At 64.8% G+C, this 14,324-nt stretch carries 13 protein-coding genes; 10 read left to right on the top strand and 3 right to left on the bottom strand.

The genetic code is table 11. The features are described from left to right. Window positions 1–27 precede the first annotated feature (27 nt). The 8 genes from Cte04_RS11500 to Cte04_RS11465 all read left to right on the top strand — a co-directional run bounded on the left by Cte04_RS11500 (window position 28) and on the right by Cte04_RS11465 (window position 9,404). Window positions 28–960: a LysR family transcriptional regulator gene (locus Cte04_RS11500; RefSeq protein ID WP_066476970.1), complete on the top strand. Its 933-nt coding sequence runs from the start codon at window positions 28–30 to the stop codon at window positions 958–960. A 76-nt stretch (window positions 961–1,036) separates the two neighbouring features. Further along, window positions 1,037–2,602, top strand: coding sequence for an ABC transporter ATP-binding protein (locus tag Cte04_RS11495; protein WP_066476965.1), 1,566 nt, complete (start codon window positions 1,037–1,039; stop codon window positions 2,600–2,602). Continuing rightward, on the top strand, window positions 2,595–3,692 hold the full coding sequence (locus Cte04_RS11490; RefSeq protein ID WP_066477183.1) for an ABC transporter permease: 1,098 nt from the start codon (window positions 2,595–2,597) through the stop codon (window positions 3,690–3,692). Before Cte04_RS11495 ends, Cte04_RS11490 begins: the two co-directional genes overlap by 8 nt. Continuing rightward, a complete protein-coding gene (locus tag Cte04_RS11485; RefSeq protein ID WP_066476960.1) occupies window positions 3,692–4,612 on the top strand; it encodes an ABC transporter permease in 921 nt (306 codons plus the stop codon). Before Cte04_RS11490 ends, Cte04_RS11485 begins: the two co-directional genes overlap by 1 nt. A 47-nt stretch (window positions 4,613–4,659) precedes the next feature. Continuing rightward, window positions 4,660–5,808 carry a BMP family ABC transporter substrate-binding protein gene (locus tag Cte04_RS11480; protein ID WP_066476957.1) on the top strand — a complete coding sequence of 383 codons (1,149 nt, stop codon included), beginning with the start codon at window positions 4,660–4,662 and terminating at the stop codon, window positions 5,806–5,808. A gap of 244 nt (window positions 5,809–6,052) precedes the next feature. After that, the gene (locus Cte04_RS11475) at window positions 6,053–7,213 is read left to right on the top strand and encodes a BMP family ABC transporter substrate-binding protein (protein WP_066476954.1); all 1,161 of its coding nucleotides are present in this window, start codon (window positions 6,053–6,055) and stop codon (window positions 7,211–7,213) included. Window positions 7,214–7,368: 155 nt separating this feature from the next. Then, entirely contained in the window at window positions 7,369–8,343 is a 975-nt protein-coding gene (locus tag Cte04_RS11470; RefSeq protein ID WP_066477181.1) for an aromatic ring-hydroxylating dioxygenase subunit alpha, read from the top strand. After that, window positions 8,343–9,404: an adenosine deaminase gene (locus tag Cte04_RS11465; protein WP_066476951.1), complete on the top strand. Its 1,062-nt coding sequence runs from the start codon at window positions 8,343–8,345 to the stop codon at window positions 9,402–9,404. The genes Cte04_RS11470 and Cte04_RS11465 overlap by 1 nt, the downstream gene beginning before the upstream one ends. A 42-nt stretch (window positions 9,405–9,446) precedes the next feature. Here the strand turns inward: Cte04_RS11465 and Cte04_RS11460 are convergent, their stop codons facing one another. The 3 genes from Cte04_RS11460 to Cte04_RS11450 all read right to left on the bottom strand — a co-directional run bounded on the left by Cte04_RS11460 (window position 9,447) and on the right by Cte04_RS11450 (window position 12,479). Further along, window positions 9,447–9,893, bottom strand: coding sequence for an HIT family protein (locus tag Cte04_RS11460; protein ID WP_066476948.1), 447 nt, complete (start codon window positions 9,891–9,893; stop codon window positions 9,447–9,449). Window positions 9,894–9,992: 99 nt separating this feature from the next. Then, window positions 9,993–11,186 (bottom strand): serine hydrolase domain-containing protein, encoded by a 1,194-nt coding sequence (locus Cte04_RS11455; protein WP_066476943.1) that lies wholly within the window; start codon window positions 11,184–11,186, stop codon window positions 9,993–9,995. Between the two features lie 195 nt (window positions 11,187–11,381). After that, the gene (locus tag Cte04_RS11450) at window positions 11,382–12,479 is read right to left on the bottom strand and encodes a porin (protein ID WP_169798047.1); all 1,098 of its coding nucleotides are present in this window, start codon (window positions 12,477–12,479) and stop codon (window positions 11,382–11,384) included. A gap of 146 nt (window positions 12,480–12,625) precedes the next feature. On the opposite strand from Cte04_RS11450, the gene Cte04_RS11445 reads away from it, so the two are divergent. Beyond that, window positions 12,626–12,787, top strand: coding sequence for a hypothetical protein (locus tag Cte04_RS11445; protein WP_157081946.1), 162 nt, complete (start codon window positions 12,626–12,628; stop codon window positions 12,785–12,787). 208 nt (window positions 12,788–12,995) lie between these two features. After that, complete coding sequence (guaD, locus tag Cte04_RS11440) at window positions 12,996–14,288, top strand: guanine deaminase (protein WP_066476938.1); 1,293 nt, start codon at window positions 12,996–12,998, stop codon at window positions 14,286–14,288. Window positions 14,289–14,324: the final 36 nt, after the last annotated feature.

Here is a 14,324-nt window from a genome sequence, read left to right as displayed (position 1 = left end):
CGGCCGCGGGGCCCTGCGCCCATGCCTATGCGTGATCAGACCCTTTTCGACAAGATAGACCTGCACCTCATCCGCGTGCTGCATACCGTGCTCACGGAACGCAGCGTTTCTCGAGCCGCCCTGCGCCTGGGCATGCACCAGCCCGCGGTATCGGCCGCCCTGCGGCGGCTGCGCGAGCTGGCCGGGGACCCGCTGCTGGTGCGTTCGGGCGCGCAGATGCAGCCCACGGAAGTGGGACAGCGCATGATGCAGCCGGCTGCCGACATCCTCCGTGCTGCCGAGGGCCTCTTCAGCGATGCACGCCATTTCGATCCGCGCACCTCGACACGGACCTTCCGCATCGCCGCCAGCGACTATCTGGATCCGCAGTTCCTGCCGCGCCTGGTGGCTGCCATCAAGCTGGAGGCTCCCAACTGTCCCGTGGACATACTGCCGCTGAGTGCGGAGTCCCATTACGAAGGCCAGCTGGCCCAGGGGGAGGTGGACGTGGTGATCGGCAACTGGCCGCAGCCGCCCCAGGGCCTGCACATGGCACGGCTGTTCGAGGACGAGGTGGTGTGCCTGGTCAGCCCCAAGCATCCGGCGGTGCGCCGTGGCTGGGACGTGCAGCAATGGCTGGAGGCCGAGCATATTGCGCCCACGCCGGCCTATCCGGGCGCACGCGGCGTGATCGACGAGCAGCTGGCCGGCATGGGGCTGCAGCGCCAGGTCACGGCGCGTTGCGCGCATTTCAGCCTGATTCCCGACATGGTGGCATCAAGCTTGCTTGTGCTGACCTCGGGGCGATTGTTCTGCGAACGCTTTTGCGAGCGCCTGCCTCTGGTCATCCTGCCTTCTCCTGTGGAGTTTCCGCCACTGGTCTATTACCAGTTGTGGCACGCTCGTTCGCATGCGGGTGCTGCCACGCGGTGGTTGCGGGAAGTGGTACGGAATGTGGCTTTAATGCTTCGAAATCAATAGTTTGCACACACGATGGATGTAAGCTCCCGGACCTGGATGTGTCAATTGGTTGTTTAAATTGAGAGACAATCCAGCGATGAATCCCCCCCACACCCCTTCCTCGCCGATGGAGACGCCTGCGCGTCTGCAATTGGCAGGTATTACCAAACGATACCCGGCGGTGGTTGCCAATAATGGGGTATCGCTGAATGTTCGCCCCGGAGAGGTGCATGCCATTCTGGGCGAGAACGGCGCTGGCAAGTCCACGCTGATGAAGATCATCTATGGCGCCGTCAAGCCCGACGAGGGCAGCATCTTCGTCGACGGCAAGCCTGTACAGATCCGCAATCCCCAGGAGGCGCGCCAGCTGGGCATTGCCATGGTGTTCCAGCATTTCAGCCTGTTCGATACGCTGACCGTGGCCGAGAACGTCTGGCTGGGCCTGGACAAAAGCATGGCACTGGCCCAGGTGGTCGAGCGCATCGCCGCCACGGCACGCGACTACGGCCTCGAAGTGGATCCGCACCGCCCGGTGCACACGCTGTCCGTGGGCGAGATGCAGCGCGTGGAGATCATCCGTGCGCTGCTGACCAATCCGCGCGTGCTGATCCTGGACGAGCCCACCTCGGTGCTGACTCCGCAGGCCGTGGAAAAACTGTTCGTCGTGCTGCGCCGGCTGGCCTCCGAAGGCTGCTCCATCCTCTATATCAGCCACAAGCTGCATGAAATCCGTTCGCTGTGCACGGCCTGCACGGTGCTGCGCGGCGGCGTGGTGACGGGCGAATGCAATCCCGCGCAGGAAACCAATGCCTCCCTGTCGCGCATGATGATCGGCTCCGAGCCGCCGCAGCTCGAACACCGCAGCGCCAGGGTCGGCGAGGCCGTGCTGCGCGTGCAGGACCTGAGCCTCAGGAGCCAGGATCCGTTCGGCGTCGACCTGCAGCACATCGCGCTGCAGGTGCGGGCCGGCGAAGTGGTCGGCATTGCCGGCGTTTCGGGCAATGGCCAGAAGGAGCTCATGTACGCGCTGTCGGGCGAGGACACGCGCGCGGACGCCGAGATGATCCAGGTGCTTGGCAAGGGCGTGGGCCGCATGGGACCGGCGCGCCGCCGTGGCCTGGGCCTGCACTTCGTGCCCGAGGAACGGCTGGGGCGCGGTGCCGTGCCCGGCATGGGGCTGGCGCACAACCTGCTGCTGACACGCAAGACGGCGCTGGGCAAGGGTGGGTGGATGCGCATGGGCCAGTTGCAGGCCCAGGCGCGCGACATCATCGCCCGCTTCAATGTGCGGGCCGGGGGGCCGAATGCCGCGGCGCAGTCGCTGTCGGGCGGCAATCTGCAGAAGTTCATCGTGGGCCGCGAGATCGATGCCAGGCCGCGCCTGCTGATCATTTCCCAGCCGACCTGGGGGGTGGACGTGGGGGCTGCCGCGCAGATACGCGGCGAAATACTGCAGCTGCGCGATGCCGGCTGCGCCGTGCTGGTCGTGAGCGAGGAGCTGGACGAATTGTTTGAAATCTGTGACCGCCTGCATGTGGTGGCCAAGGGGCGGCTGTCGCCTTCCGTCGCGCGTGCCGACGCCACGGTGCAGCAGATCGGCGAGTGGATGAGCGGTCTGTGGGATGGGACAGGCGCCTCGGCGCAGGGAGCTGCGCATGCTTAAGCTCGAACAGCGTCCCCAGGCCTCGAAGTTCTGGACCTATGGCTCGCCGGTGCTGGCGCTGCTGATCACGGTGCTGATCGGCGTGGGCCTGTTCGTCATCCTGGGCAAGGACCCGGTGCGCGGCCTGCAAGCCTTCTTCTGGGAGCCGGTCAAGTCCGGCTATGCGCTGGGCGAACTGGCCGTCAAGGCCACGCCGCTGCTGCTGATCGCCCTGGGGCTGGCCGTGTGCTTCCGCTCCAATGTCTGGAACATCGGCGCCGAGGGCCAGTTCGTCATCGGCGCGGTGGCGGCTGCCGGCATGGCGCTGCTGGCCGACAAGAACACGGGCCCCTGGATCGTGCCGGCCATCCTGGTCGCCGGCGTGCTGGGCGGCATGGCGTGGGCGGGCATCGTGGCCCTGCTGCGCGACCGCTTCAACGCCAATGAAATCCTGGTCAGCCTGATGCTGGTCTATGTGGGCACGCTGGTGCTGGGCTATCTGGTCTACGGCCCCTGGAAGGACCCCATGGGCTACAACTTCCCGCAGACCAAGACCTTCGAGCGCGTCACCCAGATTCCGCGCCTGGTGCAGGGCATGCGCATGAACATCGGCGTCGTCATCGCGCTGCTGGGCTCGGGCCTGCTGTGGGCCTTTCTGTTCCGTACGCGCGCCGGCTTTGCGCTGCAGGTCGGCGGGCTGGCGCCGGCCGCCGCGCGCTATGCGGGCTTTTCCTCGCGCAAGGCGCTGTGGACGGCACTGCTGATTTCGGGCGCCACCGCGGGCCTCGCTGGCGCGCTGGAAGTGGCCGGCCCGCTGGGCCAGCTCACGCCCTATGTGCCGGCTGGCTACGGCTTTGCGGCCATCATCGTGGCCTTCGTGGGGCGCCTGCACCCCGTGGGCATGATTTTTTCCTCCATTCTCATGAGCATGTTCTATATCGGCGGCGAGCTGGCGCAGTCGCGCCTGGGCCTGCCCAAGGCGCTGACCGGCGTGTTCCAGGGGCTGCTGCTGTTCACGCTGCTGGCCTGCGACACGCTGGTGGCCTATCGCATCCGCTGGGTGGCACAGAAAGCCGGCCCGGCCGTGGCTGCAGCGAAGGGAGTCCGCTGATGGAATCCTATGCACTGCTTCTGGGCGCCACGCTCAGCGCCGGCACCGTGCTGGCGCTGGCGGCGCTGGGCCTGCTGATCAACGAGAAGGCGGGCATCGTCAACCTGGGCGCCGAAGGCATGATGCTGTGCGCCGCCATTGCGGGCTTTGCCGCCGTGGTGCATACGGGCAGCACCTGGCTGGGCTTTGCCGCCGGCATGGGCGCAGGCGCGCTGCTGGCCGCCATCTTCGGGTTGCTGGTGATCTGGCTCAACACCAACCAGTACGCCACGGGCCTGGCCCTGTCGCTGTTCGGCGCCGGCTTCTCGGCCTTTCTGGGCCTGGGCTATGTGCAGGCCAAGCTGCCCGAGCTGCCCAAATACGCCATTCCCGGCCTGGCCGACCTGCCCGTCGTGGGTCCGGCGCTGTTCACGCTGCATCCGCTGGTGTACGGGGCCGTGGTGCTGGCCATTGCCATGGTGTGGTTTCTGTACCGCACGCGCGCGGGCCTGGTGCTGCGTGCCGTGGGCGAATCGCCGTCCTCGGCCCATGCCCTGGGCTACCCGGTGCGCCGCATCCGCCTGATGGCCGTGGTGTTCGGCGGCGCCATGTGCGGCCTCGCCGGTGCCTATATCTCCACCGTCTATACCCCGCTTTGGGTGGAGGGCATGGTTTCGGGCCGCGGCTGGATCGCGCTGGCGCTGACGACCTTTGCCACCTGGCGGCCCGCGCGCGTGCTGCTGGGCGCCTACCTGTTCGGCGGCGTGACCATGCTGCAGTTCCACCTGCAGGCCACAGGGCTGCAGGTGCCCAGCCAGGTGCTGTCCATGCTGCCGTATCTGGCCACCATCGTGGTGCTGGTGCTGATTTCCCGCAATCCGACCTGGATACGCGCCAACATGCCGGCCTCGCTGGGCAAACCCTTCTACCCGGGCTCCTGAGCCTGGATCGACTTCACCCTTAGAACTACGTTTGAGAGGAATTTGCAATGACCACACTGCGCAAGCGTGCCCTGATCAAGATGATCGGCCTGTCGGCCGTTTCGCTGGCTGCCCTGACGGCCTGCGGCAAGAAGGACGAGGCCCCGGCTGCACCTGCTGCAGCGCCTGCCGCCCAGGCCCCGGCCGCCGACAAGCTCAAGATCGGCTTCATGTACGTGAGCCCCATCGGCGACGGCGGCTGGACCTTCCAGCATGAGCTGGCACGCAAGGCGATCCAGGAAAAGTTCGGCGACAAGATCGAGACCTCGATGGTGGAAAGCGTGCCCGAGAGCGCCGATGCCGAGCGCGTGATGCGCGACATGGCCGGCCAGGGCAACAAGCTGATCTTCGCGACCAGCTTCGGCTACCAGGAGTTCGTGCAGAAGGTCGCAGCCGACCTCAAGGACGTGAAGTTCGAGCATGCCACCGGCTACAAGATGGGCGACAACGTCGCCATCTACGACTCCAAGACCTTTGAGGGCGCCTACCTGGCCGGCATCGTGGCCGGCGGCATGACCAAGACCAAGACCGTCGGCGTGGTGGCCTCGGTGCCCATCCCCGAAGTGGTGCGCAACATCAACAGCTTCGTGCTGGGCGCCCAGAGCGTGGACCCCTCGATCAAGGCCAAGGTGGTCTGGGTCAACGAATGGTTTGCGCCTCCCAAGGAATCCGAAGCCGCGACCAGCCTGATCAACGGCGGCGTGGACGTGATGTACCAGAACACCAACTCGCCCGCCGTGCTCAAGACCGCGGAAGAGCGCGGTGCGCGCGCCTTCGGCAAGGATGGCGACATGAGCGCATTCGCGCCCAAGGCCCACCTGGGCTCGGCCGTCATCAACTGGACGCCTTACTACACCAAGGTGGTCGAAGACACGCTGGCCGGCAAGTGGCAAGGCGGCTCCTACTGGTGGGGCGTGAAGGAAGGGGCGATGGATCTGGTGAAGATCGCCGACGACGTGCCCCAGGAGATCAAGGACAAGGTGGAGAAGGCCAAGGCCGGCCTGAAGGACGGCAGCTTCGCGGTCTGGACCGGCCCGATCAAGGACAACACGGGCAAGGAGGTGCTGCCCGCCGGCCAGGTGGCCGACGAGCCTTTCCTCAAGGGCATCAACTTCTATGTGAACGGCATCGAAGGCTCCGTGCCCGGCGCCAAGTAAAAAACAGGAGCGCCTGGCGCTTCATTCAAGGCCCTCAGGGGCCTTTTTGCTGGGTATTGCGTCATGTCCAGTGCTTGTCGCTTTGTGGCAAACCATTGGTTACATCGGCCGATTTCTGCCTATATTGGCAGGCCACGGACCGCTCCGTTTCGGCGGAGCGGACTCCGGCGATGGCCTGGTTCTTGCATGCTGTTCTTCGCCTTCAAGGCATTTGCGTATTTCAACGATTCCAAAGGAAACCGAAATGACTGACTTCCACAAGCGTTCGCTGCTCAAGGTGGCTGCACTGTCGGCTGTGGCCACCGCGGCCCTGGTGGGCTGCGGCAAGAAGGAGGAGGCGAGCGCACCGGCCGCCGCTCCGGCACCGGCGCCTGCAGCTGCTGCTCCCGCTGCCGCCGAGCCGCTCAAGATCGGCTTCGCCTATGTGGGCCCTGTGGGCGACGGCGGCTATTCCTTTGCACACGACCAGGCCCGCAAGGCGCTGGAGAAGGAATACGGTGACAAGATCAAGACCACCTATGTGGAAAGCGTGCCCGAAGGGGCTGATGCGGAGCGCGTGCTGCGCGACCTGGCCACGCAGGGCAACAAGCTGATCTTCGGCACGACCTTCGGCTACATGGACACCATCCAGAAGCTGGCGCCGGAATTTCCCGACGTGAAGTGGGAACACGCCACCGGCTACAAGACCGCAGCCAATGCCAGCACCTACGATTTCCGCACCTACGAAGGCGCGTATCTGGCAGGCGTGATCGCCGGTGCCATGACCAAGACCAACACCCTGGGAGTGGTGGGCTCGGTGCCGATTCCCGAAGTGCTGCGCAACATCAACAGCTTCACGCTGGGCGCCCAGTCCATGAATCCCAAGATCAAGACCAAGGTGGTCTGGGTCAACGAATGGTTCGCTCCCCCGAAGGAAACCGAAGCCGCCACCAGCCTGATCAACGGCGGTGCCGACATCCTGTTCCAGAACACCGATTCGCCCGCCGTGCTCAAGACCGCCGAGGAAAAGGGCAAGCGCGCCTTCGGCTGGGATTCGGACATGACCAGCTACGGCCCCAAGGCCCACCTGGCATCGGCCATCTTCAACCCCTCGGGCTACTACATCAAGACCACGCGCGAAGTGCTGGACGGCACCTGGAAGAGCCAGCAATCGTGGTGGGGCGTGAAGGAGGACGCCATCGACATCGTCTCCCTGGCGGCCGATGTGCCCGCCGAGGTCAAGGCCAAGGTCGAGGAAGTCAAGAAGGGCCTGAAGGACGGCAGCTTCCAGATCTGGAAGGGCCCGATCGCCAGCTCCGAAGGCAAGGAAGTCGTGGCGGCCGGCCAGGTGGCCGACGACAACTTCCTGCGCGGCATCAACTTCTACGTCAAGGGCGTGGAAGGCAAGGTGCCCGGCGGCCAGTAATCGCGCCACCGTCTGAAAAAGGCCGCCCACGGGCGGCCTTTTTTCGGTTTAGCGTTCACAATGGCACGACTTGCGCAAATCGGATTCAGGCAGCGCGTCCCGCGGGAAGTGCTTCCTGTGCATTCTTGCTTGCGTAAATGCTCAATGACCTTCCCATGATTGAAAAACAACTTTGGCATCCTGTGGCGCAGGCGCAGGATGTGACGAATACTCCTTTGGCCGTGCAGTTGCTGGGGCAGGCCATCGTGCTGTGGCGCAACGAGGACGATGCCGTCCAGGCCTTCACGGACCGCTGCCCGCACCGTGGTGCGCGCCTGTCCATGGGCCGTGTCGAGAACGGCCGCCTGGAATGCCCCTACCACGGCTGGCAGTTCGCCAGCGGCGGCCGGTGCGTCAAGGTGCCGGCGCTGCCCGAGTTCACGCCGCCGCCCACGCAGTGCGTGAAATCCTTCGAGGTGCAGCAAGCCTATGGCCTGGTCTGGGTGCGCCTGGAGGCCGGGGAGCATCCGCTGCCCGCGTTTGCCGCCGAAGCCGACGAGCACCTGCGCAAGGTCAACTGCGGTCCCTACGACGTGGCCGCGAGTGCGCCGCGCATCATCGAGAACTTCCTGGACATGTCCCACTTCGGCTTCGTGCACGAGGGCTGGCTGGGCAGCCGCGATGCCACGGCCATCGCTCCCTACGCCGTCGAAGCCACGGCCACCGGCGTGCTGGCCACGGGCTGCAAGGCCGTGCAGCCCCAATCCAACCTGCACTCCACCCAGGCCGCGGAGGTCGAATACAGCTACGAGGTAACGGCGCCGTACACCGCGCTGCTGACCAAGATTCCCGAGGAGGGCTCTTCCAGGCAGGGCTGGCGCGAATCCATTGGCCTGTTCATCTGCCCCGTCACGCCCGAAACCAGCCGGGTCTGGTTCCGCCTGGCCGTGGCGGACTTCGAATCCAGCGACGCGCAGCTGCAAAGCTTCCAGCACACCATCTTCGTGCAGGACCAGCCGGTGCTGGAATCGCAATTGCCCAAGGCTTTGCCGCTGGATCCGCGCGCCGAGATGCATTCGGCCGCGGACCGCATGTCATCCGCCTACCGCCGCTTCCTCAAGGCCCAAGGCATCACGTTTGGAGTCTGCTGATGAAACATTCCGTGCCCCGGATCCATGCTGAACATCTGCCCGCGCTGCTGCGTGCCATGCCCAAGGCCGAGCTGCACATGCATATCGAGGGTTCGCTGGAGCCCGAGCTGATCTTCGCGCTGGCCGAGCGCAACGGTGTACAGCTGCCTTACGCCGACGTGGAGGCGTTGCGCGCGGCCTATGCCTTCACCGACCTGCAGAGTTTTCTGGACATTTATTACGCGGGTGCCAGCGTGCTGCTGCACGAGCAGGACTTCTACGACATGGCGCGCGCCTATCTCAACCGCGCCGTGGCCGACAACGTGGTGCACACGGAAATCTTCTTCGACCCGCAGACGCATACCGCGCGCGGCGTGGGCATGGAGACCGTGATCAACGGCCTTTACCGTGCCTGCCGCGACGCGGAGATCGAGCAGGGCATCTCGGCCTCGCTGATCCTGAGCTTCCTGCGCCACCTGAGCGAGGAAGAGGCGCTGCAGACGCTGGAAGACGCGCTGCCGCTGCGCGACCGCTTCATCGGCGTGGGCCTGGACAGCAGCGAGGTGGGCAATCCGCCCGAGAAGTTCGCGCGCGTGTTCGGGCGCTGCCGCGAACTGGGCCTGCACCTGGTGGCCCATGCGGGCGAGGAAGGGCCGCCGGCCTATATCTGGGGCGCCCTGGACGTGCTGCATGTGGAGCGCATCGACCACGGCGTGCAGGCCGAAAAAGACCCGGTGCTGATGCAGCGGCTGGTCGACGAGCAGATTCCGCTCACGGTCTGCCCGCTGTCCAACCTCAAGCTCTGCGTGGTCGATTCGCTGGCCGCGCACAACCTGCCGCAGCTGCTCAAGGCCGGCCTCAAGGTCACGGTCAATTCGGACGACCCGGCCTACTTCGGCGGCTATGTGAACGAGAACTACCTGCAGCTGTTCGAGGCCACGGGCATGGGCGCCCAGGAGGCCTACCAGCTGGCGCGCAACAGCCTGGAGGCCAGCTTCGTGGCCGCTGCGCAGAAGGAGCAGTGGATCGCATTGCTGGACGAAACGTTCGCGCAGTTCGCGCGCCGGACCGGGGACGTGTGAATCCCTCCCGTCCGGCGGCGGCCGGATGGGCGCTGCCGGCTTCTATGTCTGCGCCAGGGCCTGGCGCAGGCGCTCGGCATAGCGGTTGAGCACGGGCATGCCGGGCTCCTCGCGCTTCCAGGTCAGCGACAGGCCGTCGCCCGCCTTGCGCGGCAGCACATGCAGGTGGAAGTGGAACACCGTCTGCCCGCCTGCGGCGCCGTTGGCCTGGAACAGCGTGATGCCCTCGGGCTCCAGCGCCTGGGCCGCTGCCGCGGCGATGCGCCGGGCGGTCTGCATCGCGGCGCCGGCTTCCTCGGGCGTGAGTTCCAGCAGATTGGCCGCATGGCGCTTGGAGGCGACCAGCACATGGCCTTCGCAGGCCTGGCCTATGTCCATGAAAGCGATGGTCAGCTCGTCCTCATAGACTTTGGCCGACGGAATGTCGCCGTTGACGAGCTTGCAGAAAATGCATTCGCCGGCGGGGGATTCATCCACGAACATGGGCATCGGGGTCTCCTTGCGGTTCTTGAAACGGCCTATCTTATGCGCCGTCGCCCGTGCGCCACTGCCGCCGGCGCTGCAAGGCGGTCTGTCCGGGAAACCGCTTCAGCGTGCAGCCCGCAGGTGCCGCGACACGGCCTGGGCCAGCGCGACCAGCCCGTCGTCGGTCCTGAGCACATTGTCCTGCCGTGTGATGGCCTGCCCGGCCGTGGCCGGACGCGCCCGCGTGTCCGGATAGGTACCGAACTGCACGATGGTCAGTGCGTGGGCCGGGTCCACGAGAATGCGCTGGCCGAAGCGGCCCGATGCGATCACGGCGCCGCGCGCTTGGATGGGATGCCACCAGAAGTCGGCATAGCCCGTACCCGAAGGCATGGCCCGGCCCGATTGCCTTACGCGCGCCTGGTTGGCGGCCGACGGCGTGGCAAGAATCCGCTCGATGGCCGGCCTTGCCACGACCTGGCGCCCCTGTGCCCGCCCCTGGTTGCGGATCAGCTCGCCAAAGCGCGCGGCGTCACGCAGCGTGCTGTGCAGGCCACCCGACGCAAACTCGCTGCCGGCTGCATCGAGCGGGTAGTAGGCCTGGTCCTGTGCGCCCATGGGCTGCCAGACCATGTCTCTGACCAGGTCCGACAGCGACCGGCCTGTCACGCGCTGCAGCGCCCAGGCCACGGCCTCCGTGGAGCCGTTTTGGTAGTAGAAGATGCCGTTAGCGGGCGGCTCCGTGGCCTGGGGCACTTTGAGGAAGCCATGGATGGAGTCCGGCATGCCGCTGCGGGCCGGCAGCAGGCCGGCAGCGGCGAACATGCCGATGTCGGGCGGCAGGGCCTGCGGATACGCCAGGGCCAGCTGCATGTCCATGTTCTGCTGGACCGATGCCTGGCCGAACGGCGAATCACGCAGCTCTGGCACATAGGCGGCCAGCGGGGCATCGAGGTCGATCCTGCCTTGCTGTGCCAGCTGAACGGCGATCAGGCCGACCATGGATTTGGACATGGACGCCCAGCTGTGCACATCGCGCGGCCGCATGCCGTTGAGATAGCGCTCGTAGATGATTTTCCCCTCATGCATGACCAGCAGTCCGTCCACATGGTTTTCGGCCAGATATTGCGCCATGCCGAAGTTCTGCCCGTCCGGGGTTTTGATTGACAGTTCTCTGTCCTGAATCGGGGTGCCCGAGAAAAGGGGCGAGGCGACCAGTGCATTGGGAATCGTCGAGGTCGGCACGATTTCCCGGGCGTTTCTCAGGCCCCAGCGGATATTTTCGGGAAGCAGCCAGTTTTCCCGGGTGATTTTCATCTCGGGATGGAGTGGCCTGCTTCTTTCACTGAATAATGGATTATGGGCTTCTTCAATATCTGAACTGGCTGCGGATGATAATGAGCTGGTGGTCTGGCATCCGCAGACAAATGCCATGCCGGCGGCCGCGAAAATGTATTTTGCGCAGAATATGGGGCGAGATATGGGCATGATTTTCAATGACGGCAATAATGGTCAGAAGGAGTGGCGAATGCCTGCTGCGATGAACCGCCCCGAGCTGCTGCCGGCGGCCTCGATGGGCACGCCGCCCAGCGCCACGGCCGCGCCGCCCCGGTTGTTGACGCCCAACAGGCGCCCGTACAGTTCCGTGCGCTTGCTCAGCGCATAGTCGTACCCCAGGGTCCAGACGGTCTGGCCGCGGGCACTGGCCTCGACCCTGCGGTGCGCCACTACGGCCATCAGCCGGGACTGGACGGTCGCCTGCCAGGAGATGCCACCGCTTCTCAGCGTGGATTCACGGGTGGCGCTGTGGCTGGATCCGGACTGGGCGATGTTGGCCGAAAGCATGAGCTCCGGCCTGATCCGGTAATATGCGCTCAGCGCCTGGTATCGCGAAGTGATGGGCGTTGCAAGGGTCTGGTCCGTGCTCGCGGTCCGCACATTCTGGAAGGAGTAGGCCAGATAGAAACTCCTGTCTTTCCAGCCCAGGCTGCCGCCATAGAGGTCATTGAGCCGCCGGCTGCTGCTGCCCTGTTCGCCGAAGGAATAGGCGAGGATGGCGAAGAAGTTCTGCTCCGGCGGTGTCATGTAGCGGATCATGTTGCTGCCGCGCGAGGCAAAGGCGCGCACGCCCTGCTGGCTGTCTACGATGGAGCGCAGGTTCAGCGGCGAAAAAGTTGCATTGAGCACATAGGGATCGGCCTGGACGATGCCGATGAACATCGGCGTGTACATGCGCCCGAAGTCCACCAGGCCCCAGCGGCCGGTAAGACCTATGCTGGACTGTCGAAGGAAAGCCAGGGAGCCGTCGGGCGCCTCGCCGGACCCGGCATCAGCGCCTATCCCTGCTTCCAGATCGAAGCGAGCCTTGAGCCCGCCGCCCAGATCCTCCACACCCTGAAAGCCGATGCGTGAACCGGCATTGCCACCTTCATTGAGTTTTGTGATGGATTTCGAGCCGGATTTTCCATAGCCGACATACATATCCATGATTCCATATATCCGGGTCTGGCTGTTCTGGGCCATGGCCGAAAATGAAAACAGAAGCATTGCCAGAAACAGGCGATATTTTCTGTATGTCGAGCTGGTTCGAATATGGGGACTGGTCCGCATGCTGTTTCCGTCTGGAGGGGAATGCGGAGTATGGAGTTGCTTCTCCATTTATAGAAATACTTTTTATTTATGCGCGGGCATAATTATTTCTGATATTGAGGTTTGGCCGGATATGCAAACCATCGAAGAAATAAACGGATATTCGCATGGAACTTGCGAGCAAATATTTTTTCTGGAATCAAATAACGAAAAAATATATCCGGGCAATGCGGCGGCAAGGTGCAACCTCGGGTGCAGCGCCGGCCATCCATGTCGTCGGTGCGGGGCAGGGCCGCTCGGGTGGCTGCGCAATGCTTCGTAAACAATAGCGTGCAGCGCCTGATAGCTGCTGTTTCTGATATGCAATGGTTCTGCAATCAAGAGACGCCAAGCGCAACAAGCTATGCTTTTTGATTGAAAATGCGTCTGTCGGCGCCGCAGGCGGACAGGCGCCACGCCACAATTGCGCCAAACCATATAGCCCTTATAAGGGTCGCCGTGCGCCGTGCGACGGCACCCGCGCGTAAGCTTGTCCCCATGAAAATCTACCGTAGTGCCCTGTTGCGCTTTGCCGATGACGGCCAAGCCGTGTATGACTCCGATGGCCTGCTGGCCGTGGCGCCCGATGCGCAAGGCGTGCAGCGCGTGGTGGCCGCGGGCAGCTGGCAGGCGCTGGCGCCCCAGTACATCGACCGCGAGGGCGTGCAGCGCATCGACCTGCCGGGCCGCCTGCTGGCCCCCGGCTTCGTGGACCTGCATATCCACTATCCGCAGACCGATGTGATCGGCGCGCCCGCGTCCGGCCTGCTGCCCTGGCTGGAGAACTACACCTTCCCGCATGAATCGCGCTTTGCGGACCGCGCCTATGCGGACGGCGTGGCGGACTTCTTCATGGACGAGCTGCTGCGCAACGGCGTGACCACGGCGCTGGCCTTTGCCACCTCGCACCCGACCTCGGTGGACGCCATCATGACGGCCGCCCGCCAGCGCGGCATGCGCATGATTGCCGGCAAGGTGCTGCAGGACCGCAACAGCCCCGACGGCGTGCGCGACGATACCGAGCAGGGCCTGATCGACACCGAGACCCTGATCCAGCGCTGGCATGGCGTGGACCGGCTGGGCTATGCCATCACGCCGCGCTTTGCGCCCACCAGCACCGACGCCCAGCTGCGCGGCGCCGGCGAGCTGGCCGCCAGGTATGGCGACGTATGGATCCAGTCCCATGTGGCCGAGAACCTGGACGAAGTCGCCTGGGTCAAGCAGCTGTTTCCCGAGTCACGCAGCTATCTGGCCGTCTACGACGACTTTGGCCTGATGCGCGAGCGCGCTGTTTACGCCCACAGCATCTGGCTCGATGAAACCGACCGCAAGCTCATGCATGACACGCGCTCGGCGGCGGCCATCAGCCCGACCAGCAACCAGTTCCTGGCCAGCGGCTACTTCGACTACATCAAGGCCGACGAGGCCGGCATGCTCTACGGCCTGGCCAGCGACGTGGGCGGCGGCATGAGCTTCTCGCCGTTCCGTACCATGCAGGCCGCCTACGTGGTGGGCCGCGAAAGCCTGGCCAAGCAGGGCCTGAGCCTGGCGCCCGGCCACCTCTGGTGGCAGCACACGGCAGGCGCCGCGCGCGCCCTGGGCCTGCAAGGCGTGATAGGCAATCTGCAGCCGGGCTGCGAGGCCGACTTTGTCGTCATCAATCCGGGCTGCACGCCGCTGCTGGCGCGCAAGACCGGAGAAGCCCGCAATCTGGACGAACTGCTGTTCGCCATGATCATCCTCGGAGATGACCGCCTGATTGAGCAAACCATTGTTTCTCAAGCAAAATAGGAGTCTTGCGCTTGATTCATGAGCGCACGACGCTAT

It is taken from the genome of Comamonas terrae (genome assembly GCF_001544075.1).
GTDB classification, from domain to species: domain Bacteria; phylum Pseudomonadota; class Gammaproteobacteria; order Burkholderiales; family Burkholderiaceae_C; genus Comamonas; species Comamonas terrae.
The sequence above is the reverse complement of the archived record's forward strand: the minus strand, read 5'-3'. Positions and strand labels throughout refer to the sequence as shown.

What these genes read in the sequence shown, in the direction of transcription:
- Cte04_RS11500 (WP_066476970.1), top strand. Translation starts at nt 28, where the DNA reads ATGCGTGATCAGACCCTTTTCGACAAGATAGACCTGCACCTCATCCGC.
- Cte04_RS11495 (WP_066476965.1), top strand. Translation starts at nt 1,037, where the DNA reads ATGAATCCCCCCCACACCCCTTCCTCGCCGATGGAGACGCCTGCGCGT.
- Cte04_RS11490 (WP_066477183.1), top strand. Translation starts at nt 2,595, where the DNA reads ATGCTTAAGCTCGAACAGCGTCCCCAGGCCTCGAAGTTCTGGACCTAT.
- Cte04_RS11485 (WP_066476960.1), top strand. Translation starts at nt 3,692, where the DNA reads ATGGAATCCTATGCACTGCTTCTGGGCGCCACGCTCAGCGCCGGCACC.
- Cte04_RS11480 (WP_066476957.1), top strand. Translation starts at nt 4,660, where the DNA reads ATGACCACACTGCGCAAGCGTGCCCTGATCAAGATGATCGGCCTGTCG.
- Cte04_RS11475 (WP_066476954.1), top strand. Translation starts at nt 6,053, where the DNA reads ATGACTGACTTCCACAAGCGTTCGCTGCTCAAGGTGGCTGCACTGTCG.
- Cte04_RS11470 (WP_066477181.1), top strand. Translation starts at nt 7,369, where the DNA reads ATGATTGAAAAACAACTTTGGCATCCTGTGGCGCAGGCGCAGGATGTG.
- Cte04_RS11465 (WP_066476951.1), top strand. Translation starts at nt 8,343, where the DNA reads ATGAAACATTCCGTGCCCCGGATCCATGCTGAACATCTGCCCGCGCTG.
- Cte04_RS11460 (WP_066476948.1), bottom strand. Translation starts at nt 9,893, where the DNA reads ATGCCCATGTTCGTGGATGAATCCCCCGCCGGCGAATGCATTTTCTGC.
- Cte04_RS11455 (WP_066476943.1), bottom strand. Translation starts at nt 11,186, where the DNA reads ATGAAAATCACCCGGGAAAACTGGCTGCTTCCCGAAAATATCCGCTGG.
- Cte04_RS11450 (WP_169798047.1), bottom strand. Translation starts at nt 12,479, where the DNA reads ATGCGGACCAGTCCCCATATTCGAACCAGCTCGACATACAGAAAATAT.
- Cte04_RS11445 (WP_157081946.1), top strand. Translation starts at nt 12,626, where the DNA reads ATGGAACTTGCGAGCAAATATTTTTTCTGGAATCAAATAACGAAAAAA.
- guaD (WP_066476938.1), top strand. Translation starts at nt 12,996, where the DNA reads ATGAAAATCTACCGTAGTGCCCTGTTGCGCTTTGCCGATGACGGCCAA.